General features: G+C 62.7%; 24 protein-coding genes. 14 read left to right on the top strand and 10 right to left on the bottom strand.

The annotated features are described in order from the left end of the window. The first annotated feature begins 75 nt into the window (after positions 1 to 75). The gene (locus IM784_RS15915) at positions 76 to 1,185 is read left to right on the top strand and encodes an S-(hydroxymethyl)glutathione dehydrogenase/class III alcohol dehydrogenase (RefSeq protein ID WP_199556344.1); all 1,110 of its coding nucleotides are present in this window, start codon (positions 76 to 78) and stop codon (positions 1,183 to 1,185) included. Between the two features lie 394 nt (positions 1,186 to 1,579). Continuing rightward, a complete protein-coding gene (locus tag IM784_RS15920) occupies positions 1,580 to 4,240 on the top strand; it encodes an excinuclease ABC subunit UvrA (protein WP_207791787.1) in 2,661 nt (886 codons plus the stop codon). Positions 4,241 to 4,496: 256 nt separating this feature from the next. On the opposite strand, the gene IM784_RS15925 is transcribed toward IM784_RS15920, so the two are convergent. The 9 genes from IM784_RS15925 to IM784_RS15965 all read right to left on the bottom strand — a co-directional run bounded on the left by IM784_RS15925 (position 4,497) and on the right by IM784_RS15965 (position 11,696). Beyond that, on the bottom strand, positions 4,497 to 5,066 hold the full coding sequence (locus IM784_RS15925; RefSeq protein WP_199556345.1) for a type 1 glutamine amidotransferase domain-containing protein: 570 nt from the start codon (positions 5,064 to 5,066) through the stop codon (positions 4,497 to 4,499). A 31-nt stretch (positions 5,067 to 5,097) separates the two neighbouring features. Next, on the bottom strand, positions 5,098 to 6,237 hold the full coding sequence (locus IM784_RS17675) for a glutathione-independent formaldehyde dehydrogenase (protein ID WP_199556346.1): 1,140 nt from the start codon (positions 6,235 to 6,237) through the stop codon (positions 5,098 to 5,100). A 306-nt stretch (positions 6,238 to 6,543) separates the two neighbouring features. Continuing rightward, positions 6,544 to 6,963, bottom strand: a complete 420-nt coding sequence (locus tag IM784_RS15935) for a GlcG/HbpS family heme-binding protein (protein WP_199556347.1) — start codon at positions 6,961 to 6,963, stop codon at positions 6,544 to 6,546. A 103-nt stretch (positions 6,964 to 7,066) separates the two neighbouring features. Beyond that, positions 7,067 to 7,360 carry a putative quinol monooxygenase gene (locus IM784_RS15940; protein WP_199556348.1) on the bottom strand — a complete coding sequence of 98 codons (294 nt, stop codon included), beginning with the start codon at positions 7,358 to 7,360 and terminating at the stop codon, positions 7,067 to 7,069. Between the two features lie 111 nt (positions 7,361 to 7,471). After that, on the bottom strand, positions 7,472 to 8,212 hold the full coding sequence (locus IM784_RS15945; RefSeq protein ID WP_199556349.1) for an SDR family oxidoreductase: 741 nt from the start codon (positions 8,210 to 8,212) through the stop codon (positions 7,472 to 7,474). Between the two features lie 76 nt (positions 8,213 to 8,288). After that, positions 8,289 to 9,440, bottom strand: coding sequence for an L-dopachrome tautomerase-related protein (locus tag IM784_RS15950; protein ID WP_009823880.1), 1,152 nt, complete (start codon positions 9,438 to 9,440; stop codon positions 8,289 to 8,291). Beyond that, positions 9,437 to 10,543, bottom strand: coding sequence for an NADH:flavin oxidoreductase/NADH oxidase (locus IM784_RS15955; RefSeq protein WP_199556350.1), 1,107 nt, complete (start codon positions 10,541 to 10,543; stop codon positions 9,437 to 9,439). Before IM784_RS15955 ends, IM784_RS15950 begins: the two co-directional genes overlap by 4 nt. After that, positions 10,543 to 10,998 (bottom strand): VOC family protein, encoded by a 456-nt coding sequence (locus IM784_RS15960; RefSeq protein WP_022673533.1) that lies wholly within the window; start codon positions 10,996 to 10,998, stop codon positions 10,543 to 10,545. Before IM784_RS15960 ends, IM784_RS15955 begins: the two co-directional genes overlap by 1 nt. A gap of 2 nt (positions 10,999 to 11,000) precedes the next feature. Beyond that, entirely contained in the window at positions 11,001 to 11,696 is a 696-nt protein-coding gene (locus IM784_RS15965) for a type 1 glutamine amidotransferase domain-containing protein (RefSeq protein ID WP_199556351.1), read from the bottom strand. A gap of 209 nt (positions 11,697 to 11,905) precedes the next feature. Here IM784_RS15965 and IM784_RS15970 point away from each other — a divergent pair, with 209 nt between their 5' ends. From IM784_RS15970 to IM784_RS16005, 8 genes are all read left to right on the top strand, one after another. Further along, complete coding sequence (locus tag IM784_RS15970; RefSeq protein ID WP_062344839.1) at positions 11,906 to 12,784, top strand: LysR family transcriptional regulator; 879 nt, start codon at positions 11,906 to 11,908, stop codon at positions 12,782 to 12,784. A gap of 295 nt (positions 12,785 to 13,079) precedes the next feature. Continuing rightward, positions 13,080 to 13,712, top strand: a complete 633-nt coding sequence (locus tag IM784_RS15975) for a tyrosine-type recombinase/integrase (RefSeq protein ID WP_133084382.1) — start codon at positions 13,080 to 13,082, stop codon at positions 13,710 to 13,712. Positions 13,713 to 13,953: 241 nt separating this feature from the next. Beyond that, on the top strand, positions 13,954 to 14,574 hold the full coding sequence (locus tag IM784_RS15980; RefSeq protein ID WP_083199203.1) for a GIY-YIG nuclease family protein: 621 nt from the start codon (positions 13,954 to 13,956) through the stop codon (positions 14,572 to 14,574). Between the two features lie 248 nt (positions 14,575 to 14,822). Further along, positions 14,823 to 15,797 (top strand): AAA family ATPase, encoded by a 975-nt coding sequence (locus IM784_RS15985; RefSeq protein WP_065847562.1) that lies wholly within the window; start codon positions 14,823 to 14,825, stop codon positions 15,795 to 15,797. Between the two features lie 2 nt (positions 15,798 to 15,799). Beyond that, the gene (locus tag IM784_RS15990) at positions 15,800 to 18,298 is read left to right on the top strand and encodes a S8 family peptidase (RefSeq protein WP_199556352.1); all 2,499 of its coding nucleotides are present in this window, start codon (positions 15,800 to 15,802) and stop codon (positions 18,296 to 18,298) included. A 459-nt stretch (positions 18,299 to 18,757) separates the two neighbouring features. Next, positions 18,758 to 19,342, top strand: coding sequence for a recombinase family protein (locus tag IM784_RS15995; RefSeq protein WP_199556353.1), 585 nt, complete (start codon positions 18,758 to 18,760; stop codon positions 19,340 to 19,342). Between the two features lie 4 nt (positions 19,343 to 19,346). After that, the gene (locus IM784_RS16000; protein ID WP_199556354.1) at positions 19,347 to 22,325 is read left to right on the top strand and encodes a Tn3 family transposase; all 2,979 of its coding nucleotides are present in this window, start codon (positions 19,347 to 19,349) and stop codon (positions 22,323 to 22,325) included. A 20-nt stretch (positions 22,326 to 22,345) separates the two neighbouring features. After that, positions 22,346 to 22,873 carry a JAB domain-containing protein gene (locus tag IM784_RS16005; protein WP_199556355.1) on the top strand — a complete coding sequence of 176 codons (528 nt, stop codon included), beginning with the start codon at positions 22,346 to 22,348 and terminating at the stop codon, positions 22,871 to 22,873. A gap of 74 nt (positions 22,874 to 22,947) precedes the next feature. Here the strand turns inward: IM784_RS16005 and IM784_RS16010 are convergent, their stop codons facing one another. After that, positions 22,948 to 23,283 carry a hypothetical protein gene (locus IM784_RS16010; protein ID WP_199556356.1) on the bottom strand — a complete coding sequence of 112 codons (336 nt, stop codon included), beginning with the start codon at positions 23,281 to 23,283 and terminating at the stop codon, positions 22,948 to 22,950. 176 nt (positions 23,284 to 23,459) lie between these two features. Here IM784_RS16010 and IM784_RS16015 point away from each other — a divergent pair, with 176 nt between their 5' ends. From IM784_RS16015 to IM784_RS16030, 4 genes are read left to right on the top strand one after another with little or no spacing between them, the layout of a single operon-like run. Then, positions 23,460 to 23,909 (top strand): DUF6878 family protein, encoded by a 450-nt coding sequence (locus tag IM784_RS16015; protein ID WP_199556357.1) that lies wholly within the window; start codon positions 23,460 to 23,462, stop codon positions 23,907 to 23,909. 13 nt (positions 23,910 to 23,922) lie between these two features. Beyond that, positions 23,923 to 24,324: a DUF6915 family protein gene (locus tag IM784_RS16020; RefSeq protein WP_235977435.1), complete on the top strand. Its 402-nt coding sequence runs from the start codon at positions 23,923 to 23,925 to the stop codon at positions 24,322 to 24,324. Then, positions 24,321 to 25,619: a site-specific DNA-methyltransferase gene (locus tag IM784_RS16025; protein WP_199556358.1), complete on the top strand. Its 1,299-nt coding sequence runs from the start codon at positions 24,321 to 24,323 to the stop codon at positions 25,617 to 25,619. Before IM784_RS16020 ends, IM784_RS16025 begins: the two co-directional genes overlap by 4 nt. Before the next feature lie 58 nt (positions 25,620 to 25,677). Then, complete coding sequence (locus tag IM784_RS16030; RefSeq protein ID WP_199556359.1) at positions 25,678 to 26,256, top strand: hypothetical protein; 579 nt, start codon at positions 25,678 to 25,680, stop codon at positions 26,254 to 26,256. The last annotated feature ends 109 nt before the right edge of the window (positions 26,257 to 26,365 follow it).

The raw sequence follows: 26,365 nt of genomic DNA on the forward strand, positions 1-26,365 counted from the left end.
CGCTCCCCCACGAATTTGCGCCGACGCGACGGCCTCGCGCCAGCAATTAGTTTAACTCAACGAGGGTATCCCAACATGAAATCTCGCGCCGCTGTAGCCTTCGAGGCGGGCAAGCCACTCGAAATCGTCGAGATCGATGTCGCCCCACCCCGGAAAGGCGAAGTCCTCATACGGGTGACGCACACCGGTGTGTGCCACACCGACGCGTACACGCTGGCGGGGAGTGATCCGGAGGGTGTTTTTCCGGTGGTTCTGGGCCACGAGGGCGCGGGCATCGTTGTCGAGGTCGGTGAAGGCGTCACCAGCGTCGGGCCGGGCGATCACGTGATTCCGCTCTACACCGCCGAGTGCGGCAAGTGCGACTTCTGCCTGTCGGGCAAGACCAACCTGTGCGTCGCTGTCCGCGAAACGCAGGGCAAGGGCTTGATGCCCGATGGGACCACCCGCTTTTCGTACAATGGTCAGCCCCTCTATCATTACATGGGCTGTTCAACCTTCAGTGAATATACTGTCGTTGCCGAAGTTTCGCTCGCCAAGATCAATCCCGAGGCAAACCCCGAACATGTCTGCCTGCTCGGCTGCGGCGTCACGACCGGCATCGGCGCAGTCCACAATACCGCCAAGGTCCAGCCCGGAGACTCGGTTGCCGTGTTCGGCCTCGGTGGCATCGGCCTCGCAGCGATTCAGGGTGCGCGCCAGGCGAAGGCAGGTCGCATCATCGCCATCGACACCAATCCGTCCAAGTTCGAGCTGGCACGCCAGTTCGGTGCGACCGAGTGCATCAACCCCAAGGACCACGACAGGCCTATCCAGCAAGTGCTGATCGAGATGACGGGCTGGGGCATCGATCATACCTTCGAGTGCATCGGCAACGTCCACGTCATGCGCGCCGCGCTTGAATCAGCGCACCGTGGCTGGGGTCAGTCGATCGTGATTGGCGTTGCCGGCGCGGGCGAGGAAATCTCCACCCGCCCATTCCAGCTCGTCACGGGCCGCGTATGGAAGGGGTCCGCTTTCGGTGGCGTCAAGGGACGGACACAGCTTCCCGGCATGGTCGAGGATGCGATGAGAGGCGATATCGATCTGGCCCCTTTCGTAACCCACACGATGGGTTTGGAGGAGATCAACGAGGCCTTCGCACTGATGCACGAAGGCAAGTCAATCCGCACGGTTATTCACTACTGACCCGCCGATCCGAAGCGGCGCGAGGCGCTCGGATCGACAACTCGGCCGTCATCATGGCCCGACCCCGGCCATGATGACGCGCGCTCTGGCAAATGGGCAACGCGTCGCGATGCGGTAACAAGCGCCGAAGTGCGGTCGTTACATGCCGATAGCGGCACGGACCAGGGCCGCCTGGCCCAGGCGCTTACCAGCGGAGTGTGTGTGGCCTCGTCGCGCGACCCAACGGGAAAAATGGTTTTGTCGGAACCTTTGTCTGATGCTGGAGAAATATTTCAAAATTGCCGAACATCGGGCCAGCGTGGCCGTTGGATGTATTGAGTTGGAAATGCATTCATCTGTTACCCGACTGTGATGAACCACGGGCCGCACGGGCGTATAGGGCAGGAATACTGAATTGAAGAGCAAGGATATTCACGCGACGACGCAGGCCACCGATCATGGGCATAGGGGGCCGCCCGCTTGCGTGCAGGTTCGCGGCGCGCGCCAGAATAACCTCAAGAATGTTGACGTCGATGTACCGCGCGACGCCTTCGTGGTGTTCACCGGCATATCGGGCTCGGGCAAGTCATCGCTCGCGTTCGGCACCCTTTATGCCGAAGCCCAGCGGCGTTATCTGGAATCGGTTGCGCCCTATGCCCGTCGCCTGATCGACCAGGCCGGCGTGCCGGAGGTCGATGCGATCGACGGTTTGCCGCCTGCGATCGCGTTGCAGCAGCAGCGCGGATCGGCCAACGCGCGATCCTCGGTCGGCAGCGTGACGACGCTCTCCAGCCTGGTGCGGATGCTCTTTTCGCGCGTCGGCGAATATCCGCGCCATCAACCCATGCTCTATGCGGAGGATTTCTCCCCCAACACGGTCGCCGGCGCCTGCCCGACCTGTCACGGCATCGGGCGCGTCTATGACGCGACCGAAGAAACGATGGTGCCCGACGACACGCTGACGATCCGGGAACGCGCAGTCGCCGCTTGGCCGGCGGCATGGCATGGCCAGAACCTGCGCGATATCCTCGTGTCGCTCGGCTATGACGTCGACACGCCGTGGCGCGATCTGCCGAAGAAGGATCGCGACTGGATTCTCTTTACCGACGAGGCGCCGACGGTGCCGGTCTATGCGGGCCTGACGCCCGAACAGACCCGCGTGGCGCTGAAACGCCGCATGGAACCGAGCTATCAGGGCACCTTCACCGGCGCGCGCCGCTATGTGCTGGAAACCTTCGCCAACACGAAAAGCGCGCTGATGAAGAAGCGCGTCTCGCAATACATCATTGGACGCGATTGCCAGACCTGCGACGGCAAGCGGCTGAAGCGCGAAGCCCTGTCCGTGAAGTTCGCGGGCCTCGACATCGCCGAGTTCGGCGATCTGACGGTGTTGAAACTCCGGGACTTGCTCACGCCCGTCGCGCATGGCGAATATGGGGGCGCCGCGGCGGTCCCGAAGGGCCATGTCCTCGGCAAGGCGGCCCGCGATGCGGCGGTCGAACGGCGGGTCGCGGCAGGAGGTTCGGCGCACAAGGCTGCGCCCGACGTGCGCCGCACGCCCAATCTTTCCGATGAAAAGCGGATCGCCGCCCAACGCCTTGCCTGCGAATTGATCGAGCGGTTAGAGCCGCTGATCGATCTTGGCCTTGGCTACATTTCGCTCGACCGCAGCACGCCGACGCTCTCCTCCGGGGAGCTGCAGCGCTTGCGGCTTGCCACGCAATTGTCGTCACAGCTTTTCGGCGTGGTCTATGTGCTTGACGAGCCATCGGCAGGGTTGCACCCGGCAGATGGCGAAGCCTTGCTCACCATCCTCGAGCGTCTCAAGGCGGCGGGCAACTCCCTGTTCGTCGTCGAACATGATCTCGACGTGATCCGCCGCGCGGAATGGCTCGTCGATGTCGGGCCGGGAGCCGGGGAAAAGGGCGGCGAAGTCCTCTACAGCGGGCCGATAGAGGGGCTTGCCGACGTCGAGACTTCGATCACCCGCCGCTACCTGTTCGCAGAGCCGCTCCGCAGTGAGCGCACACCGCGCGATCCCAAGGCATGGCTACGCCTGGAAGGGATCAGGCGGAACAATCTTCATGGTCTCGACGTCGAGTTTCCCATCGGCTGCTTCACCGCTGTCACCGGCGTTTCGGGATCGGGCAAATCCAGTCTTGTCAGTCAGGCGCTGCCCGAGCTCGTCACGGAACACCTCGGCGGCTCTCCCGTGGCCGAGGAGGAGGATATCGATCCGCTGCTCGATGTTGCGCAGAACGACACTGAAGGACGCATTGTCGCAGGCATGGAGCACGTTCGCAGGCTGGTGCGGGTCGATCAGAAACCGATCGGCCGCACGCCGCGGTCGAACCTGTCCACCTACAGCGGCATGTTCGACCATGTGCGACGGATCTTCGCTGATACGCCGCTCGCCCGCCGGCGGCACTACAGCCCGGGAAGGTTCTCGTTCAACGTCGCGCAAGGCCGCTGCCCTGTGTGCGAGGGCGAGGGATACGTCATGGTGGAGCTGCTGTTCCTGCCGAGCGTTTTTGCCACGTGCTCGACCTGTTATGGCTCTCGCTACAACCCGCAAACGCTCGAAGTCGAATGGAACGGGCGCAATATCGCCCAGGTGCTCGAACTGACGGTCGACGATGCGTGCGATTTCTTCGCTGGCGAGGCATCCGTGATGCGCTCCCTCGCCGTGTTGCGGGAGATCGGTCTTGGCTATCTGAGGCTCGGTCAGCCTGCAACCGAGCTGTCTGGCGGGGAGGCGCAGCGCATCAAGCTGGCGACTGAACTGCAACGCGCTCAACGCGGCAACACGATCTACATCCTCGACGAGCCAACTTCGGGGCTTCACCCCTCCGATGGCGACCGGCTGATGCAACACCTGCAGGGCCTCGTAGACGCCGGCAATACCGTCGTAGTCGTCGAACATGACATGCGCGCCATCGCCCAGACGGACTGGGTCATCGACCTGGGACCGGGGGCCGGGGAAGATGGGGGCCGTATCGTTGCCAGCGGCGTCCCTGGCGTCGTTGCGGAAGCGGAAGGCAGTCTCACCGCCCGCTATCTCAAGGCGGCGCTGTAGGTCGTAAATCTGGCCGAACGCACGTTCGATCAGGTGTATCTCACCCACACGTTGGAATGGCTCGAATCTGTAAGCGGGAGCCGGCGATGTGTCACCGCGGTTGACGCGGCTTAGGGTTTGAGCGCCCGTCAGGTGCGCCGTGTTCGTGTGATACGCGGCGTGGCGGACAGCCAATCGCTGGCCATCCGCCACGCTTGCTTTGTGCGGACCTTCTCCAAGGAGAGGGCCCTCACATGGTTCGTCGAAACGCCCCGTTTTAATTCCCTGCTGCGAGCGCTGCGCCCACGCCTTCTGCGATTTCCTCAACGAGTTTGGCACAGAAGGCGGGCAAATCATTGGGATCGCGGCTGGTAACAAGGCCGTTGTCGACCACGACTTCCTCATTGGTCCATGCACCGCCGGCGTTCTCGATATCGACCTTCAGCGTCGGGTAGGACGTCAAGGTGCGACCCTCAAGCACGCCCGCCTCGATCAATGTCCAGGGTGCATGGCATATAGCCGCAACAGGTTTTTTCTGATCGAAGAAAGCCCGGATGAAAGCAATTGCCTCGACGCTGCCGCGCAGCTTGTCGGCACCGACAGTTCCCCCGGGCACAACAAGTCCGTCGAAATCGTCGGCTTTGACCTCGGAAAACGTCTTGTCGATAGTATAGCTGCCGCCCTCGTCAAGATCGCTATTGACTGTGCGAGCCTTGCCCGGTTCAAAACTGACCACGGTCACTTTGCCACCAGCGTCCTCGACAGCTTGCTTGGGCTTCGAGAATTCTGGTTCTTCCGTCCCGCGGGGTGCGATCAGAATGGCAACTGATTTGCCTTCTAAAGTCATAATTTATTTCCTATTCCGTCGAAGACTAAGGTCAGGTGCCCGGTTTGAGCACGACCTTCGTCCAACCAGCATCGCGCTCGTCGAAATGCTTGTAGGCGTCTGGTGCCTGATCAAGCGGCAGTCGGTGCGAGATGATTTGGGCAGGATTGGCCCGGCCTTGCTCGATAAGCTTCATCAATCGCCGGTTGTAGTGCTTTACATTGCACTGGCCGGTGCCGATCTTCTGGCCCTTGAACCAGAAGTTGCCGAAGTCGAACGCCATCTTGCCTTCCTTCTGAAGATCGTCGGGCGCGTTCGGGTCTTCCGGAATGAACACGCCGACGACGCCGATTCCGCCAGTGGCCTTCGTGCTTTTGACGAGGCAGTTCATCGTGTAATTGCTACGCTCCTTGCCGTGGCGATCGCAACACTGATACCCGACCGCCTCGACCCCCCGGTCAGTCCCGAGGCCGCCGGTCGCGTCAAGGATCTGCTGGGCGGGATCGCCCTTGCGCATGTCGATCGGAATAGCGCCTATCGCCTCGGCCAGTTTCAGGCGGTCATCGTGAGAATCGACCACGAAGATCTGAGAGGCACCGCGGATTTCGGCTGAGTGCGCGGCCATCAAACCAACCGGACCGGCGCCGTAGATCGCAATGCTTTCTCCAGGCAGGAAACCTGACAGTTCGACGCCATGCCAACCCGTCGGGAAAATGTCGGAGAGCATGACATAGTCATCCTCCTTCTCCTCAGCGTCCTCAGGCAGCTTCAGACAATTGAAGTCCGCATAAGGAACGCGCATCAACTCGGCCTGACCACCTTGCCACGGACCCATCTCGGCAAAGCCATACGCTGCGCCGGCGGTTCCAGGGTTGGTGGTGAGGCAGAAACCCGTCAAACCGCGTTCGCAATTTTCGCAGAAACCGCAACCGACATTGAACGGCATGCACACGCGATCGCCCTTCTTGATACGATCTACCGCAGAGCCGACCTCGATGACCTCGCCAAGGTTTTCGTGACCGAAGACCCTGCCCTTCTCGAAGCTGGTACGGCCCTCATACATGTGAAGGTCCGACCCGCAGATATTGGTCGTGGTCAGCCGGATGATAACATCGGTCTGCTTTTCGATCTTGGGATCATCGATGGTGCTGACAGAAACATCTTTGGGCCCGTTGTACACGACAGCTTTCACGGATCTTTTCCTTTCGCAGCTCTTCTCAACGCGTCATCAAATCGACAGCTTGGTGATCCGGTCCATCGCAACGGCGGACGACATCGCACCCTTCCAAGTGATCTCAGTTTCCTGAACCTTCTGCCATCTGAGAGGTTCCTACCCGTATGGCCGTCCCGGGATCGATTTATTGCGGTTTTCTGAATAACTGGGCCAGAACAGCCGAATAACGCGCTAAATGGAGGCGACCCGCGCCGCGCGGGAGGCACGCCCGGCGCCCGGCGCCCGAGCGCCGCCGCCGACTGAGCCGGCACCGCGCTCCAAGGCTCAGCCGCGCGCGAACGCCTGCGCCGCTGCCTCGGCCACGCCCTGGTCCTGCTTACCGGTGCCGCCCGACACGCCCACCGCGCCGATAACCGTATCGCCCTCCTTGATCGGCACGCCCCCGGCAAAGATCATCACCTTGCCGTCGTTGGAGGCATGGATGCCGTAGAAGTCGGCGCCCGGCTGGGCGAGCTTCGCCAGCGCCTTGGTCTCGACGTCGAACGCGCGCGCCGTCCACGCCTTGCTTATCGCGATGTCGACGCTGCCGCGCCACGCATCGTCCATCCGCGCGAACGCCAGGAGGCAGCCGCCCGCGTCCACCACCGCGATGTTCGACGGGCTGCCGATCCGCTCGGCCTCCGCGATGCCCGCATCGATGATCGTCCGCGTGTCGTTCAGGTCGAGTGTCTGGATGGTGTGCATGGCGTGTCTCCTTGACCAGTTCGGAGAAAGCTGTTCAGCGCACGCCGCCGCGCGCGGGTCCCCCCGCGGGCGAGAGCGACGCGCTAGGGTGCCGACCGCTCCGCTATTTCGCGGCCAGCAGGGTGAACTTGTGAATCTGCGGCGGTTCGGAAAACAGTTCGTCTGCCTTGTCCATGAGTGCGGCGGCAACCTTGCCGTCGAGATGGGCCTGCCGATCCTCCTCTGTGTCGAACGTATCGAAGATCGCGTACGCACCGGGACCTTCCTCGATCGCGTACCAGGTCTGAGTGCCCGGCTCAGCTTGAACGAGCGGCAATGCCGAGGTCAGGAAATCGGCGACATCGCGCTCTTTTCCGGGCTTGGCCTTCAGCGGTACATACAGGGCAAGTTTGGGCATAAATGACTCCTCAAGTGAAACGAACAGATATTAGTCGGCAAAGTAACGGACGAGCGGGCCGGTACGTTCCCCATGAGGCGGAGCACACGCGGCCCCGCCTCCTCGTCGAAATCAGAACTCCTGTGCGGTCGGCCGGATGACGATCGCGTTGACGTCGACGTCATCAGGTTGTTCGACAGCGAACGCGATAGCACGCGCCACCGATGCCGCCGGGATGGCCTGCTTGTAGAAGTCCAGTACCGTCTCGGCAGCCGTGCCGGATGTCGTGAACTTCAGATCGCTTTCGACAGCTCCGGGCTCGATGGACGTGACCCGGACCTTTTCCCCCACCTCGTGGCGCAAGCCCTCGCTGATCGCGCTGACGGCGAACTTGGTGCCGGAGTAGACCGTGCCGCCCGGTGCGAAGACCTTGATGCCCGCAACCGAGCTCAAGTTGATGATGTGACCGCTGCCCTGCTCGAGAAAGCCGGGAAGGGCCGCAGCGATGCCGTAAAGCGTACCCTTTAGATTTACGTCGATCATCTGGTCCCACTCGGCGGTGTTGACCTCGGCCATCGGACGGATCGGCATCAGCCCGGCGTTGTTGATCAGTACGTCGAGGCGGCCGAAGTCGGCAATGATTGTGGCGACGACGGACTGGACCGCCGATTTATCGGTCACGTCCAGCGCGTAGCTACGTGCCGTGCCGCCAGTTGCGGCGATGTCCGCGACGACCTCGTCGAGCCTGTCCTTGCGCCGCGCGGCGATCGCCACCTTGGCGCCGCGTTCCGCGAGAAGACGCGCGGTTTCCGCGCCGATGCCGCTGCTGCCGCCGGTGATGAGAACGACCTTGCCTTCGATACCCTTGGTCATTTCTGTATTCCTTCAAGTCAGTTGTTGATTTTTCGCCGGATCGCGGCCCCGCGCGAGCCCGCCCGGCCTGATGGGTTCACCGCGAGCGCAACAGGACGGGAGCGGCGCCGACCTTGATGCGGAGCAGCTCGTAGGGCTTGCGGCGCAGGTCCCGCCCGCCGTGGAAGCCGGGCTGGCGGTGGAGCTGGTTGGCGGTGAAGTAGAGGTAGCCGTCGGTGCCGATCGATAGCGTGTCGGGCCAGCTGATGCGCGGGTCGCTGACCACCGTCGTCCAGCGGCCCTGGTCGAGCACGCGGATCGCGTTGTTCTCGTAATCGCCGGCGAACACGCGGTCCTTGTCGTCCTCGGCTATCCCGTCCGAGGCGCCTTTGCGCCCCAGGCTGCGGACCGCGCGGCCTAACGCCTCCTCGGACACCGCGGGATCGCGCAGCATCGCCGTGGGCACCGCGTGCAGCGTGCGGCCCGACAGTGGCCCGTAATACAGCAGGCTGCCGTCGGCGCTGAGCGCAATCGCGTCGCTTGCGATCGTGACCGGCGTCGCGGGGCCGTCGGCCGGGCGGTTCATGAGCACCGCGCCGTCGACGACCGGGGTGAAGCCGGGCTCGGGGTTGGTCGTCGCATGGTTCGACAGGCGCCGGATCGCACGCCCGCTGGCGATATCGACGACGATGATGCCGCCGACGCCGTCGTTGCTGCTGTCGGTGATGTAGGCGACGCCCTCGGCGCCCTGACGCAGATCGAAGCGCACATCGTTGAGGTAGGTCGTGGGCAGCACCACGCTGGGCGGCAGGACGATCGTCTTCACCACCCGGTTGGTCGCAAGATCGATCGCCACCAGCTTTGCACCGCCGGCCCGTGGTTGAGAGAATTTGGGCGCCGCCGTGTCGAGCACCCACAGGCGATCGGCGCCGTCTGCCACCACGCTCTGCACCGAGATGAAATGCCCCGCCGGGTCGGCCGGATCGGGCCGGTTGGTCGCGGCGTCGGGATAAGGCACCGCCTTGCCGTCGACCAGCTCGGCAACCGTGAACGGCGCGTTGTCGCCCCATTGCGGGAAGTTGACGAAGATGCGCCCGTTGGGGGCGACGGTCACGCCAGTCGGCATCGCGCCATCGAAGGTCGCGACCTGTTCGATCCGGGGCGCGGATGCACCCTCCCGGGTCGTCGCGCAGGCGGCAAGCGAGAGGGCAGCGCCAGCGGCCAGAAGCAGTTTGACGGAGATTTTCATGGCGTCATTTCCTTGAGAATGCGGCCCACTTCGTGAGGCTCGGACCGGAAATATTGCGGGGGCGCCTTGACCGATGCACCAAGCGCGGCGGCGGCGTGCCAGGCCCAACGCGGATCCCACAGCGCAGCGCGGGCAATCGCTATGGCGTCGGCATGCCCGTCTTCTAGGATGCGCTCCGCCTGGTGCGGATCGGTGATCAAGCCGACAGCGATTACAGGCATAGCGACCGCGTCCTTGACCGTGCGGGCCAGCGGTACCTGATAGCCGGGGCCGACCGGGATCTGCTGGCGCGGGTCGAGCCCGCCGCCGGAGACGTGGATCGCCGCGCAACCGCGCCGCTCCAGTTCCTGCGCAAACCTTGCGGTTTCTTCCGCGGTCCAGCCGCCTTCAACCCAGTCAGTCCCGGAAACGCGAACGGTCACCGGGCGGTCGGCCGGAAACGATTCGCGCACGACATCGAACACTTCGAGCGGGAACCGCATCCGGTTGTCGAGACTGCCGCCGTATTCGTCGCCGCGCCGGTTGGAGATCAGCGAAAGAAACTCGTGGAGCAGATAGCCATGCGCGGCGTGGATCTGGACGGCTTCGATGCCGAGCCTGCCGGCGCGCCGGGCGGCATCCGCGAACGCCTCCCGGATGAGGGCAAGCCCTGACTTGTCCAGTTCGACAGGGGGATGGTCGTCCGGAGCGAAGGGAACAGCGCTCGGCGCCATGGTCTGCCAACCGTTCTCCGCATCGGGGGCGATCTGCGCTCCGCCGTGCCACGGCTTGGCGCAGCTCGCCTTGCGGCCAGCATGGGCCAGCTGGATGATCAGCGGCATGTCCGACCAGCGACGCACGCTTTCGAGCACGCTTCGCATCGCCGCTTCGGTGCGGTCATCGTACAGGCCGACGTCGCCGTAGGTGATGCGCCCTTCCGGGCTGACAGCGGTCGCCTCTATCGTCAGCGCGCCCGCGCCCGACAGCGCCAACTGGCCGAGATGCATCCGGTGCCAATCGGTCATCGCGCCGTCCTCGGCCGAATACTGGCACATCGGCGCGATGACGATGCGGTTGGCGAGCCGCAGCCCGCCAACCTCAATCGGTTCGAACAGATGCGCCATCACCATTCGCCCGTGTTGGGCATGGAGGCCCAGGGTTCGGCCGGAGCCTTGTGTTCGCCCTTCTGCAGCAGTTCGATCGAGATCCCGTCCGGCGAGCGGACGAACGCCATGTATCCGTCACGCGGGGGGCGATTGATCGTCACGCCGCCCGCCTGCAGCCGCGCGCACGTCTCGTAGATGTCGTCGACCCCGTAGGCGAGGTGGCCGAAGTTGCGGCCCCCGGTATAAGTCTCGGCAGGGCTGCCGTCCTCGGGCGGCCAGTTGTACGTCAGCTCGACCTCGGCATCGCCTTGCTCGCCGTCGCCGCGGAAATCCTCATCGGCGGCAAGGTAGATCAGCGTGTAACGCCCGGCCTGGTTCTCCATGCGCCGGGTCTCCTTGAGACCCAGCAGCGTGAAGAAACGGATCGCCGCCTCGGGATCGGCGACGCGCAGCATGGTGTGGAGATAGCGCATGATCAGGCGACCTTGTCCTTGAGGGCTTCCATCACGAGCTCTGCGGTGAGGGTAGCGCTGGCGGGGTTCTGGCCGGTCACCAGATTGCCGTCGCGCAGGGCGAAGGGGGCAAAATCGGGGCCGCCCTCGTGCTTGCCGCCGAGTTCCTTGAGACGCGTTTCGAGGAGGAACGGCACCGCCTGATCGAGACCGACCGCGCGTTCCTCGCTGTCCGTGAAGCCCGCGACACGGCGGCCGGCGACGAAGGGCGTGCCATCGGCCTTCGTCGCCGAGACCAGCCCTGCCGGTCCATGGCAGACGGCGGCGACGATCTTGCCTTCGCGGTCGAAGCGTTCGACCAGGCGGGCCAGTTCGTCACTGACGGGGTAATCGAACATGGTGCCGTGGCCGCCCGGCAGGAACAGCGCGTCGTAGCCGGCGGGATCGATGCTTGTGAATACAAGGGTGCTGGCAACCTCGGCCTTCAGGGCCTCGTCCTTCAGATAGCGCTCGACCGAAGCGTCGTTCTCGCCGTCGGCGTTGACGCTACGCTGGTCGACGGGGATGGCGCCACCCTTGATCGAGGCCAGCGTAACCTCGGCGCCCGCATCGCGGAACGCGTAGTACGGGGTGGTAAGTTCCTCGAGCCAGACGCCCGTCGGTTCGGTGCCGGGAGTCATGCGGTCGGCGGAGGTGGCCACCATGAGAATGCGGGTCATCGTCAGTTGTCCTTTTCTAGTGATGTCGGGAACACGAGCAAACGCACCCGCCGGCGCCGCGCCCGCCACCAGGAGAGCGGTGAGGGCTTGGAGCAATTGGCGGCGATTTTGCTTCGATCGTTCCTTTCGGCGGCTTAGATACGCAGGGAACGGCATCATGAAATCCAGCGGGAATGGCGGACGGCCATAAATCCGGTTATGGAACCGGAATGTCCCTCCTGCAGTTGCGCACCTTCGTCGAAGTCTACCGCCGTCGTTCACTGAGCGAGGCGGCCCGGGCAATCGGCATCACCCAACCGGCTGCGTCGCAGCACATCGCATCGCTCGAGGCGCAATTGGGCCGTCCCTTGTTCGATCGCCATTCGCGGGGTGTTCGACCAACAGCGATTGCCGACGATCTCGCGGCTTCGATCGGAAGCAGCCTCGACACGGCGGAATCGGCACTGGCCAGCGCGCGGGCCCGATCGTCGCGCATCTCGGGCACGGTCCACATCGCCGCGCCGTCGGACCTACTGGGAGAGATGATCGCGCCCCGACTGGCGCCGCTGCTGGATGCGGGGCTAGACCTGCGCCTGCATATCGGCGGGCGCGAGGCGCTCTATGCCTTGCTGCTCGAAGACAAGGTGCACCTAGCCGTCACCGCCTCGCAGCCCGAAGATCCGCGGTTGGCCTTTCATGCGCTGGGCGAAGAGCACCTGCGCGCCGTAGCCTCGCCCGCCGTGGCCATGCGGATTGCCGAATTGCCGCTTGCCGACGGGCTCAACCGGACGGCCCACCTCGCCTACGACCTCGACCGACCGCTGCTGCGTACCTGGCTCCATGCAAACCAGATCGAGCTGACGAGCCAGCCCGCGTTGACCGCGCCCGATCTGAGGGTGCTACGGTCGGGATTGTGCGCGGGTCTCGGCTGGACGGTGATGCCCGGCTATCTCACCCGCAGCGAACGCGCTGCCTGCACGCTGATCGAGATACCTGCCCCGGTCACGGTGCCGCGCAACGCTTACTACCTCGTCTGGGCACGCTCATCGCTGCGACACCCGCGCGTGGCCATGGCTCGGGACGCCCTGATTGCTGCACTCCGAAAATAATGGTGGCCACGCCTGTTGGGCCGTGAGCGCAATGTCGGGTCTGAACCAGTTGAGCGCTGGCGAAACGAATGGCGGCTTTCGGGATCGTCGGCTACAAGGCCGAACGTCCGAATTTAGGGCCCATTGCTGCCAGACGGTTTCACGGCGACCGAGCGGCAGGTTTTGGTAGAAGCTGTCGTTGAAAGCGCGACCGGCGAACGACGCATCTTGGTCGACACGAGCCCCACAGCAAGTCCTGCGCATCCTCGTCGGCAAGCGTTCTGCAGATGGCCAATTTGGCCATAGGAGAACGATCATGGAGATGCCTGAAACAGAACTTACCGCCACCAAGCGCCCGGTCTGGAATGCCGGAAGGACCGTGGGTGCAAAGCGGGCTTTGAAACCGAAGCAGATTTGGGAGATCCGTTTCTACCTCAATCAGCGCCGCCGCCTGCGAGATCGGGCGCTGTTCGATCTGGCGATCGACAGCAAGCTTCGGGGCTGCGACCTCGTGCAGATGAAGATCGGCGACCTTGTCAGCGGTGGCCAGATCCGAACGCGGGCAATCGTCATGCAGCAGAAAACAGGACGGCCCGTTCAATTCGAACTGCTGCCAGATGCTCGGGCCAGCTTGCTGGCGTGGCTCGAACGCCGGGGCGGCACAGTGGACGATTATGTGTTCCCGAGCCGGGTCGATCACAATGGGCACCTGAGCACACGGCAGTACGCTCGGCTTGTCGACGAATGGGTGACAGGCGTCGGCCTGATGCGGAGCGAGTATGGTACGCACTCACTTCGCCGAACGAAGGCATCGATCATCTACAGAGCGACCGGCAATCTGCGGGCTGTCCAGATTCTTCTCGGCCATAGCAAGATCGAGAACACGGTGCGTTATCTTGGAATCGACGTGGAAGACGCACTCGCACTTGCCGAGAACACCGAGATCTGAACCTGCTGGCGCCCGTGCCCGGGGCGTGCCGGGCACGGGCGCTGGGACATTGCCGTCGTTCTGTCACGACGTGTTCAACGGCAACTTTTTGCCAAAAGGCGACGCTCAATGCTCGCTGGACTGGCCACGCACAGGGGCTGCAATAGGGCTGGCAGCGGACTAGTGGCTTTTGGACAAGAATTTCTGAATGCAGTCGATCAAAGGATCGTCTGTTTGAGGATTCGTGGTAGGGATCTCTGTCATGCCGGTCTATTTCATTCACCAGATCAGCACGGGTGAGCCACGCCTTAAGATAGGGCGTGCCAAGGATATTTGCCGGCGCCGAGACATATTACAGACCGGAAATCCTGAAACTCTCGTTTTGGTCGGCTGGATCAATACAAATGCAGAGAGCGCACTCGAAGCGCAGCTGCACCGGAAATATAGCGCGCGGCGCACCGCCGGAGAGTGGTTTCGGCTCGAGCCCGCGGAGATTCTGGAAGACCTTAAATGGGCTGGCAGCAACGGCTTCGTCGCCCGCAATGCCGATGCCTTCGAGATTGTCGCTCATGACCGCGACGCGCTCCCCGAGCATCTGGGCGTGTGGGAATGGTCGGACCTCGAGCTCGACGAATGCTGTCCCTTCTGCGGCTCGCTATGCGGCATGCATTTCCAGGAGGCCTCGCAAGCCTATTATTGCATCAGCTGTAGGCGGCTCAGCGACTTTGCCGAGCAGGTTCCCGACTTCGACTGCGAGGAAGACTATCTCGCCTGGAAGGCCGACAATCCCGAGCCGTTGCCGACCGGCATGGACCGCTTCGTCATCCTCGGCCCATCGCCCGACTTTCCCGAACATCTGCAGCGCAACCGGCGCCTGCGCTAGCTGCCCCTTGGCGCATCGAGGCCGCGCTTGTGCCTGCAGTCGGTCGCCCCATGGTTCCGGCTACCAGCCGGCGCGGCAAGGCTGGCCGATCGTCTCTCGTTGTTGAACGCGTTGTCATAGCGCCGGAAAGAGGATAGATCGCGATACGACTTGGGGGCAGTCGAGCTAAAGCGCGTCTTCCGAGCGTTGCCGCAACAGACAGCGCGAGTGGAAAACATGGTGTACCAGAGCGATTCGAGTTCGGAACAATGACTAAGGCCACGCATATCGTCGCCTTGCTCCAAAGTCATTTCGACGGGGACGATGAGCATTTCATGACGGTCGCCATGCAGGCGGCCGCTAATGAGGCGCGCCTGGGCCACGGCAAGGTCGCGCAGCAGTTGCGCGACATGGTCGACGAGGCGCGCGCGCGCAAAAAGATCAAAGGCCGCGCGGTGCCGATGGTTCAGCCGCGCGGCGAGCTCGCCAATCTGGTCGCGGCCAAATATGTCGACACCCGGATCTCGAGCATGGTCCTGCCCGACCATCTTCGCGATCGTCTCGAGCGCGTGATCCTCGAACAGCGCCAGGCCTTTCGGCTGCGTCAGCATGGCCTGCAGCCGCGCCGCAAGCTGCTGCTGATTGGTCCTCCGGGCGCGGGCAAGACCATGACCGCAGCCGCCATGGCCGGCGAGCTTAAGCTCCCGCTCTTCTCGGTGCTGCTCGACGGTCTCCTGACCAAGTTCATGGGCGAGACCGCCTCGAAGCTGCGCGCAGTCTTCTCGGCCATGGTCGAGACGCGCGGCGTCTATTTCTTCGACGAGTTCGATGCGATCGGCGCGCGGCGCAGCGAGCGCAACGATGTTGGCGAGATCCGCCGCGTGCTCAACTCCTTCCTCCAATTTCTAGAGGAGGACGACAGTGAAGGTCTCATTGTCGCCGCGACGAACCATCCCGAGCTGCTCGACCCGGCCCTGTTCCGCCGGTTCGACGACGTGATCGAATATGCCCTGCCGAGCGCCGATGTGGCCCGCGCCATCCTCGAGGGGCGCTTGTCCACCTTCGACACCGGATCGCTCGAATGGGACCGGGCGACAAAGGAGATCGAGGGCTTGAGCCAAGCCGATCTCTCCAGGATCGCCGACGAGGCAGCCAAGCGCACGCTGCTAGGCGGACGCGAAAGCGTCGAGACCGATGATCTTCTGGCCGCCATCGCGGAGCGCAAGGCGGCGGCGCGTCGGTAACGATGGCAGACGAGGACGCGCGGCCGCACCCGCATATCTATCTCCGGTCCAACGGTGCACGCCAGGGCTACACCGCCCATCAGGGCGGCGGAGATGGCGGTGGCGGTCCGCCGCAGCGCAACCGGGCCGATCACGCCAATGCCTTGACCCAGGCCCTGACCCAGGTCGTGCAGCAGGGCGAGACGATCCTCGCCAATCGCGAAGCCAATGTCGCTGCCGGCACCAAGGGTTTCTACATCGAATTTACGCTGCCTGAAGCCCAGGCCGACATCGTCGACAAGCTGGAGAACCGGCGCGGCAAGTTTCCGATTGAGCTGGTCAATGTCCGCGCCGCCGACGCCGGCCAGGTCTTCGCGACCGTCTTCGTCCCCGAGAAGCAGAAGGACTATTATCTCAAGAAGGTCGCTGCCTACCGCGATGAGGACAGCGTCAAAGAGAAGATCCGCGAAGACGGCACGGTCGAGGAGGTTCGCAAGCCAAAGAACCAGCTGCTCGTCGCATCGATCGAAACGGCCCGCCTCGCGGTCGCGCGGTCATTCTACACCGACCAGCCCGATCTTTTCCCCGCTCCGGGCCAGGCGGCATGGTGGGAAATCTGGCTCCGCAAAGGAACGCGGCCCGCCTTCGACACCGCGGCGCTGGCTCTGGAGCTTGGCGTGCGCGAGCACAGTCTGGAGTTCGCCGAACGCGAGGTCGTGATCGCGCGCAGCACGCCCGAGCAGCTCGGGCGCGTTGTCGCCCACACCGACAGCGTCGCCGAAATCCGCCTCGCACGCGATACGCCGTCCTTCTTCATGGGCATGCATGGCGCGGAACAACGGGCCTGGAGCGCCGATCTCGCCGGACGGCTCGTCCCTTGCGCCGACGACGCCCCGGCGGTCTGCCTACTCGATTCCGGGACGACCATGGGCCACGCCCTCATCGCTCCTTATCTCAACGCTGCGGACCAGCAGGCCTTCGACGCCGGATGGAGTGTCGAGGATTCTAGCAATCAAGTCCATGGCGGGCACGGCACGCAGATGTCCGGGACGGCGCTCTACGGCGACCTCATGGAGGTGCTCGATGGCAATGGCCCGGTGGAGGTTCGCCACCGCCTGGAATCGGTCAAGATCCTGCCCGACCACGGTGCTAACGATCCTGATCTCTACGGCGCCATCACCGCCCAATCGATCGCGCGGGCCGAGATCGTCGCTCCCAACCGCCCGCGTGCCATCTGCCTCGCCATTACGAGCTTTGGCGATCATTGGCGCGGACGCCCCTCCTCCTGGTCGGCCAAGCTCGACGCCATGACCTTCGGGCGCGACGAGGTCCAGCGTTTCATGGCTGTCGCCGCAGGCAATATTGGAGGCCAGATCGTCGCAGCGGACTATCCCACCCGCAACGACACCATGCCGATCGAAAACCCGGCCCAAGCCTGGAATGTGCTGACCGTCGGCGCCTTCACCGAGCGCACCGTCATCACAGATCCCGCCTTTGCCGGATGGAGTGCGCTCGGCCTTGCCGGCGACATCATGCCGCGCAGCCGTACCTCGGTGAGCTGGCACCGCGAATGGCCTTTGAAGCCGGACGTTGTCTTCGAAGGCGGCAATATCGGTCATGACCCTGCCACCGGGAACGGCGATCATGTCGATGATCTTGCCCTGCTCACCACCTATCGCATTACCGCCGAGCGCCCGTTCACGACGACCGGGGACACGAGCGCGGCGACGGCGCTCGCGGCCCGGATGGGCGCGCAGATCCTGGCGGAGAAGCCAGCACTGTGGCCGGAGACCGTGCGCGGCCTCATCGTCCATTCAGCTGAATGGACTCCGGCGATGCGTGCGAACCAAGGCGCGATCGGCAAACCCGCCCTGCTACGCCGTTATGGGTTCGGCGTCCCTTCACTAGCAAGAGCGCTGGGCAGCCTCGACCACGACGTGACGATCGTCGCCGAGGAGATGCTCGTCCCATTCAAGATGAAGAGCGGCAAGGCGGTCACTGACGAACTCGCCGTCCATGCTCTGCCTTGGCCGCGCGAGACGCTGCTGGCGCTCGGCGAAGCGCAGGTCCAACTGCGGATCACACTCAGCTATTTCATCGAACCCAATCCTGGTGAGCGGGGCCTGTCGCGCCGCCATGTCTATGCCAGCCACGGCCTTCGCTTCGACCTCAAACATGCCGACGAACAGCTCGACGTGTTCTTGCGTCGACGCACCTCGGAAGCCGGAGCACGGCCGCCGGCGCGCACCGCGCCGGACACCGGCTGGACCGTCGGTCCCCAGCTGCGCAGCCGCGGCTCGCTTCATGCCGATATCTGGGAAGGCATGGCGACCGAACTCGCCGCCCGCGATGCGATCATCGTCTATCCGACCGGGGGCTGGTGGCGCGAGAACGTCGCCCAGGGACATGTCGGTGAAGCGGTGCGATACAGCCTGATCGCCAGCATTAGGGCCGCTCCAGGAGCGGAGCTATATGCTGAGGTCAAGGCGCAAATCGTCCCCGAAGTTATTATCGAAGCGTAGCGCAGCTATCCGCGTTCGCGTCACCTACGGGCAGCTTTCAGGGTCGATTGGGGAAACTTGAAATGGCCGCATTGATGGCGCCTTCCGGACGGTCCGGTTCGGAGTGTCATACTGGCAAGTTTTGTCAGGAGCCGACGTTCGCGGTGGCTGATCTGACCGACCGGGTTTGGTCGGCACCTGCCGTCCCGACTAGGAAGGTCGATTGAGAACGATGGTCCCCGTAACGCCGAACCACGGCCACGGGACGGGCTTTCCCAAATCCTGTTCCCGATTGCCTTTTCCCGAAATGGTGTCGGATCGACGGAAAAATGGGACGCTGTAACCTGCCGAGAAACACATGTTTTCGGACACCCTTGGGTGATCCCTCGGCTTTGGTCGGCAATCCTGCGCCTGAATAGTCGACAAACCCTGTCGCTTTGACGTAGTGTACGACAAAGTGGTTTTGAGGGTTTGTCGTACATGCTGGTCGGATATATGCGAGTGTCATCGGCCGATGATCGCCAAACTGTCGATCTTCAGCGCGACGCTCTGGTCGCGGCGGGTGTCGATCCGCGTAATTTGCATACTGATAAGGCATCGGGAGCACGCGACGATCGACCGGGCCTGAAGGACTGCCTCGATTATTTGAGTGCGGGTGATACGCTGATCGTGTGGAAACTCGATCGGCTTGGGCGATCGTTGCCGCATTTGCTGGCGATCGTCTCTGACCTAAAGGCGCGTGGCATCGCGTTCCGTTCGCTGACTGAGCAGATGGATACGAACACGCCGCACGGCGAACTGCTATTTTCGCTGTTCGGCGCGCTGGCGCAATATGAGCGCGCGCTGACGCGCGAGCGGGTGATGGCGGGACTGGCGGCTGCAAAGCGTCGAGGGCGCCAGGGTGGACGGCCTCCCATGATCGACACTGAGACCCTTGAACGGATTACTGCCGCGCTTGATGGCGGAGCAAGCAAGGCATCCGTTTGTCGCACCTTCAAGGTGCCGCGTTCGACCTTGATTGGCACTCTTGCCCGGATCGGTTGGGCGCCGCCCGCTAGAGCCTAACCCGATGCCTCGTCGCGCCGTGCTGTCGGACGAGCAACGCATGGCGTTGCTCGCACTTCCCGATGATGAAACCACGCTCGTTCAGCACTGGACGTTGAGTGAGGATGACCTGGCTATCATCGTGCGCCGCAGGCGACCGCATAATCGTCTGGGTTTCGCGATCCAGCTATGCGCGCTGCGCTATCCCGGCCGTTTGCTGCGCCCGGGCGAATTGATCCCCGATACGCCGCTCGCGTTCGTCGCCGAGCAATTGCAGATCGCGCCCGAGGTGCTGGCCGATTATGCGACGCGCGGCCCGACCCGGTACGAACAGCTCGATGCGCTGCGCGAGGGCTTTGGGTTCACACAGTTCAGCCGGCCATTGCGAGCGGCGTTGCAGGAATGGCTGCTGCCGATTGGGCTGACGACGACCAGCGGGGCTGGGCTGGCACGGTCGCTACTAGGCGAGTGCCGACGACGGCGCATCATCGTACCTGGCATCAGTTCGGTCGAACGGATGGTTGCGCAGGCGTTGCTCGACGCCGAGCGCCACGTCGCCGAGCATCTGACCCGAGGGCTGGAGACTGGGCAACGCCGTCTGCTTGACGCCCTTCTTCTGCCTCACGCCGGCACGAACCTCAGCGGCCTCGGATGGGTGCGGCAGCCGCCCGGCAAGCCCGGTCGCAAGACGTTCGCCGTCATCATCCGGCGGCTAGCTCTGCTGCGCGATATCGGGATCGATCCCGATATCGCGGCAGGCATACATCCCGAACGCCTGCGACGCCTCTGTCAGGAAGGGGCTCGGCTGACGGCGCAACATGTCCGGACGCTGCAAGCAACGCGGCGCCGTGCGACGCTGGCGGCAACCGTACTCGAAACCATCGTCACGCTTACCGACGATGCGGTGCTGATGTTCGACCGCCTGCTGGGTCAGATGTTTCGGCGCGAGCAGAACGGTGCAGACACAGCGCTCAAGCGCGACCGGCGCACCATCAATGGTAAAATCCGGCTACTCGCCCGGCTCGGCGATGCCCTGCTCACTGCCAAAGTGTCGGGCGGCGACATCGGCGCCGCGGTCGAGGCCGTAGTTGGATGGGACGATCTCGGCCGTGAAGTCGATGAAGCCCGCAAGCTGATCCGCCCCGATGCCGTCGATCCCGTTACGATCGCCGCTACCAACTACCCCGTCCTCCGACAGGTCGGTCCCTTGTTCATCGCCTCGTTCACGTTCGGAGCGGTCCCGGCCTGCCATACGCTCGCGCGAGCAGTCGCTATCATGCGCGACCTTCATCTCGGTCGCCTGAAAAAACTGCCGCCGGATACGCCGGTTGCCTTCATTCGGCAGGCCTGGCGTCGCGCGATCGGCCCCGGCATTCCCGATCGCAGAGTTTATGAATTTTGCGTCCTGGTCGAGCTTCGGGACAGGCTTCGTGCCGGCGACATGTGGGTCGAGGGAAGCAGACGCTATCGTGCCGTCGAGCAACAGCTTATTCCTGGCCCGGTATTCGCCACCATGCGGGCAGCCGGCCCTTTGCCGATTCCGGCACCTGATACGGCCGATGCCTGGCTAGCCGAACGGCGTACCCGGCTCGCCCGTAGATTGGCAGAGGTCGAGCGAAAAGCGGAGACGGATACGCTGGAAGATGTACAACTCAGCCTCGGCAAGCTGCGGATTTCGCCGTTGAAGGCGGTCACGCCGGCTGAAGCGGATAGCGCCCTTGCGCCGCTTTACGCCCATCTTCCCGCGATCCGCATCACCGATCTCCTTGCTGAAGTCGATCGATGGACCGGATTCAGCCAGTGCTTTACGCATCTGCAAAGCGGTCGGGTTGCCGATGAACCCCGCGCTATCCTCACGGCGGTGCTCGCCGATGCAACCAATCTTGGTCATACGCGCATGGCTGAAGCCTGCAATCTCGTGACCCAACGCCAACTCAGCTGGCTCGCCTCGTGGCATTTACGCGAGGAAACCTACGGTCGGGCTCTCGCCAGGTTGGTCGATGCCCAGCACACCGCGCCACTCGCCGCCCTGTTTGGGGCCGGGACATCGTCCAGTTCGGATGGTCAGAACTTCCCGCTCGATCGCCGTGCCCAGGCGACCGGTGCGGTCAATCCGCACAAGGGCGCGGAGCCTGCCGTCTCCTTCTACAGCCATGTCTCGGATCGCTACGCGCCGTTTCATTCCACCGTCATCTCCGCATCCGCGAGCGAGGCGGCGCAGGTGCTGGACGGGCTGCTCCATCACGGTGCTGATCTGCACATCGAGGAGCATCACGTCGATGGTGGGGGCATTTCCGACCATGTATTTGCGCTATGCCATCTACTCGGATTCCGGTTTGCGCCGCGCATACCGAATATCTCCGCGCGCCGGCTTTACCTGTTTGACGGCATCGAACCCGGCCCCGATATTGCGCCGCTCCTCGCGGGCAAGGTCGATGAGAGCCTGATCGCTGCCCATTGGGACGACGTGCTGCGCTTGGGCACCTCGATCCGCACCGGCGTCGTGAGTGCGTCAATCATGCTGGAACGGCTTGGCTCCTATCCCCGCGCCAATGGCCTGGCCTTGGCACTGCGCGAGATCGGCCGCGTCGAGCGCACCCTGTTCACGCTCGATTGGATCGAACAACCCGAACAGCGGCGTCGCGCGACCCGCGAACTCAACAAGGGTGAGGCCGAAAATGCGCTGAAACGCGCCATCTTTTTCCACCGGATCGGCCGTATCCGCGATCACGCATTGCAAGCCCAGACCCATCGAGCGAGCGCACTCAACCTCGTCGCCGGTGCTATCGTCCTCTGGAATACGACCTACATGCAAGCCGCCCGCATGCATCTTGCCAGTCTAGGCCGGTCGATCCCGCCGGACCTGCTGCAACACCTTTCGCCGCTCGGATGGCAGCACATCAACCTCACCGGCGATTATCTTTGGACCGACCCCGATGCACCATCGCCGGCCCTCAGGCCGCTTCGCCAGATGCACGCCGTCGAAGGCCCGGCGAAACCTTAGCGTATATCTGGGTCCGTTCTATGTACCGCCCCCATGCCGGCAGCATCGGCGCCGCTATATCCTGGCCGGAACCGAAACTCCGCAGCTTCGGTGCATCCGACAAGGAAATACAGCTTTTGCGCATGGTCGGTTCAGCCGTTTCTCTGGCGCTGCGGCGCACTCCCGCCGATCGCCCGCGGTTGTCCACGCTCTCGACCGTTGTCGACTACCTGCACGCCCAGATGGCCTACCAACAGGTCGAGGAATTTCGCGTCCTCTTTCTGGACGCGCACCTTCGTCTCATTCATGACGAGAAGATGACCAGCGGGTCCGTCACCTGCGTCAACATTCACCCGAGGACGGTGATCACCCGAGCCCTGGAAGTGAATGCTTCCCACATCATGCTCGCCCACAACCACCCTTCAGGCGACCCGACACCCAGCCACTCCGACATCCAACTCACCCGAAAAATTCGTGATGTTGGAAATGTCCTTGATGTGAAACTCATCGATCACATCATTCTGGCAACGTCCGGACACGCCAGCTTGCGAGCACTTGGACACATCTGACAACAGCATCCCATCCGAGAACCCCAAGATTCGGAAAGCTCGGCCTGGTGAACAGGGAAGGGCGGCCAAGCCTCTCACTTCTGCTCCAGCCGCTCACAATTCCACTCTTTTGAAAGAATAAATGCGCGCTCGGTCAAAACCGAGCCGCGCCCGGACAAGACAAAACCCGAAAAATACTGAAGATCATACACGTCCTTCTCGGCGCCCTGTGGAATAAATCCCATGCCCGTGCCAAATCTGCTTTCTCCCTTCCAATCTTCGTGGAGATCATTGGGGTTCGGACTTTTCAGCACGCGGGCAGTTCCATCAATCGGATGACAAATCCACTTTGCATCGCTCAAATCTGCAATGGTTCCCACAACAGGTGCCCCAACCATCAAAAGCGCAAACCCCAAAACACCGAAACCCATCGCAACTCCCCCAAATTCCGGACTTCCCAAAGATCCGATAATCGAATTTATGTTAAATCTCAACGTGTTATGCATTCTCATATAACAGAAAAGCTGCACCCATCCCATACAAAGGGGAGGGGGCATTCGCCTGTGACCCCCACTCGATAACCGAGCGGGACCTCAGGAGCGAAAACATGTTTCAACTCACCGAAGAACAACAGCGCGGCATCGCGAACTTCGACACAACGGATCCTGAACGCGCAGCGAAAGAATTCCTCTCCAACAAAGAGAAACTCTTCAACTGCCTGCAGGCAGCGGACATCAGCCTTGTCATCGTCAACTACGACGGAGGCGGAGACGAAGGAAATATTGACGAAATCCAGTATCTGAAGGGCGGAGACGAAGCTGAGGCGCCTGACGCAAAGCTCAACTACAGCGATGACCTCGGTAAGCCGTCCCCCAACATCGATCTGGGTGATTTCATCACCCGGCTGACCTTCGACTTCATTTTCACAATCCACGGTGGCTGGGAAAACGGCGAGGGGGCTCACGGAACGATCGAATTCGCCACCGAAACCCAAACCATCCAAATGACCCAAAACGCTCGGGTGATCGAATACGACACCAGCGTCACCGATCTCTAAAGGCGAGGGAATCATGGGACATTGCTACCACCACGCCCTCTCCTCAGTCCGCAAATTCGGCGGACGCCCGGAGGATTATGTTCCGCTGCACAACTGGTTCGACGAGTCGAAATCCCACGTCGCCGACTTCCGGCACCGGGCGCTCCGTCACCACACAGAAGGCATCTTCATGCTCGAACGCATCTTCGGTGTGACGATCACCAACAGCGACGGAAAGGAAGTACCCGTACGCCTAATCGGCGAGCAACACGTCATGGAAGACATGGGAGGTCGTATCCCAAGCTTCGTTGATTGGGCGCGCGCCATCACGCCACAAACGTGGATGATGCGCGCGCAACGCCTCGATCAAAGCAGCGTAGAGATCATAGCCAACCCAACATCCAGCCCCGGCGATCCGGCGGACCAGGACCAATGAGCCGCCTGCAAAATAGCAGCCCGGGCAACCAGGCCTCGCAAAGGCAAAAAGAAAAGCGCCTCGCAGCAGGCCTGCTCCAAAAAGCTGAAGAAGCGAATAGTTGGCCGGGCTATACCCCGACGCGAACCCAGATCCTCATCCCACTGCTTTCAAGCATCGCCAGTGCCGGCGTTCAAAACCCAGCCAAAGCAGCCGAAGCCGTTGCAGATCTCCTGGGCATCCCAGACAACATTCGCAGCGCGACAAAAAGCTTCAACGGTAGGCCCTCGAACCTCTGGCACCGGACAGTGCGTTGGGCGATGCAAGATGCCCGCAGACTGGGATGGCTTACCTCTGAGCAACGCGGGAAATGGACACTCACCGATCCGGGAAACGAAGCGCTCGGACGGATAAAACACGGAATCTGCGTAACGATTTTTCGAACCAGCCTCGGAAAGGCGATCGCCGCAGTCGCACAGTCCGCCTCGACCATCATTGAACATGGAACGGTGCAAGCCATCTTCACCTCCCCGCTATTCCCGCTGACTTCGGAAAACATGAAATCCTACGGAACCATGCGCCCCGCCGAATGGATTCCATGGATGCTTGAAATGCTCGCCAGCTGGCTCCCCGTCGTCCAAGACGACGGAATAATCGCGTTGCACCTCGGCGCCACCCACTACCAGGGCATGCCCGCCATCTCTAACTACCGGGAAAGATTCATCCTCTCGGCGCAAGACGACCTCGGGCTTTTCCGCATGCCGGATCTCTTCTGGGAAAACCCATCCCGCCTGCCCAACCTTCAGTGGGGAGCGGTGCGCGGAATGACACCAAGACCTACCGTCGACCCCATCTACCTGCTGTCCAAAACTCCATTTCCCTACATGAACGCAGGCGCCTGCAGGGACGATCGACCCAGCCAACCGGAACAAGCCCGTCGAGGCAAGGAAGCCCGCGCCTCCGGGCTGATCTTCGGACCGGGCAGCTTTGCCGGCCAGAAAACCACCTTCCCTTCCGCGCTAATCCGTGCCGGCGGATCGAGCGGCGCTGAAACATGGCGAAAAAACCTCGCCGCGGCAGGCCTGACAGCCCACCCATGTCCTATGCCTGTCGCTATCCCGAAGTTCGTCATCGAGATGACGACCCGTCCGAACGACCTGGTCTTCGATCCATTCCTCGGATCAGGCTCTACAGCAGCTGCTGCTCAACAGCTCGGCCGCAGATGGATCGGTACAGACCATCATCGGCAATATCTGCACGGCGCTGCCTGTCGACCGGAGTTTCAGCACGCAGCCGGATTCGAAGTCCTTCCCTGAGGACGCAGCAAGAGAGGAAAGAGGGCGGGCCTCCAGCGACCATCGCAGGAGCCAAAAGATGAGCATCACTTTCCGCATCGCAGACAGCGCAACCCCCATGCCAGTGCCGTCCGCCGCAATGAGCCTCGACACCTTCCGCGCCATCATCGAGCTGCTGACAACGGCCGAAAAACGCCAACGTCAGTCCCTCATGACCTGGCATTACGGTCACCCTACCTACTACGAACCTGGCGACGCGATCTGCGTTACCGTCATCGCCAGCGCCATACCGCTTGCCGCACTTTGCGCGCCAACCGGTCAAGACGCTGCTTTCATCGCGATCGCCGACGAAGCCCAATGGAACAAGCGGCAAATCGAATTTCGGCTAACGCAAGGATCCTCGACGATCCATGCAAGCGTTTCTGAAGATCAGGACAGCGTGCCGGCGCTCGAGGTCAGCTCGCAAAATGGATACGCCATCCTGCACGCCCTCGGCCTGTCCGAAACCTCCATTGGCAGCATCACGCTTCGCCAATTGCGCGCCACCTTCCGAGCCCACCAGTTCCGGATCGAAGGCCTGTTCAAATACCTCCCAGGCATCACCGCTTTCAGCGAGTTCGACGGAGATCCTGACAGAACGCGAATGGAGTGGTCCTGACCCTCCCTCCCCTCGGACCCCATTCGCAGAGGCGGGGGGGGGGGGGGGCCGCCCCCCCCCCCCAAAAACAACAACAAGACAAAGACCCACCACCCCAAAAAAAAAAAAA

The organism is Sandaracinobacteroides hominis (genome assembly GCF_016464365.1).
GTDB lineage: Bacteria > Pseudomonadota > Alphaproteobacteria > Sphingomonadales > Sphingomonadaceae > Sandaracinobacteroides > Sandaracinobacteroides hominis.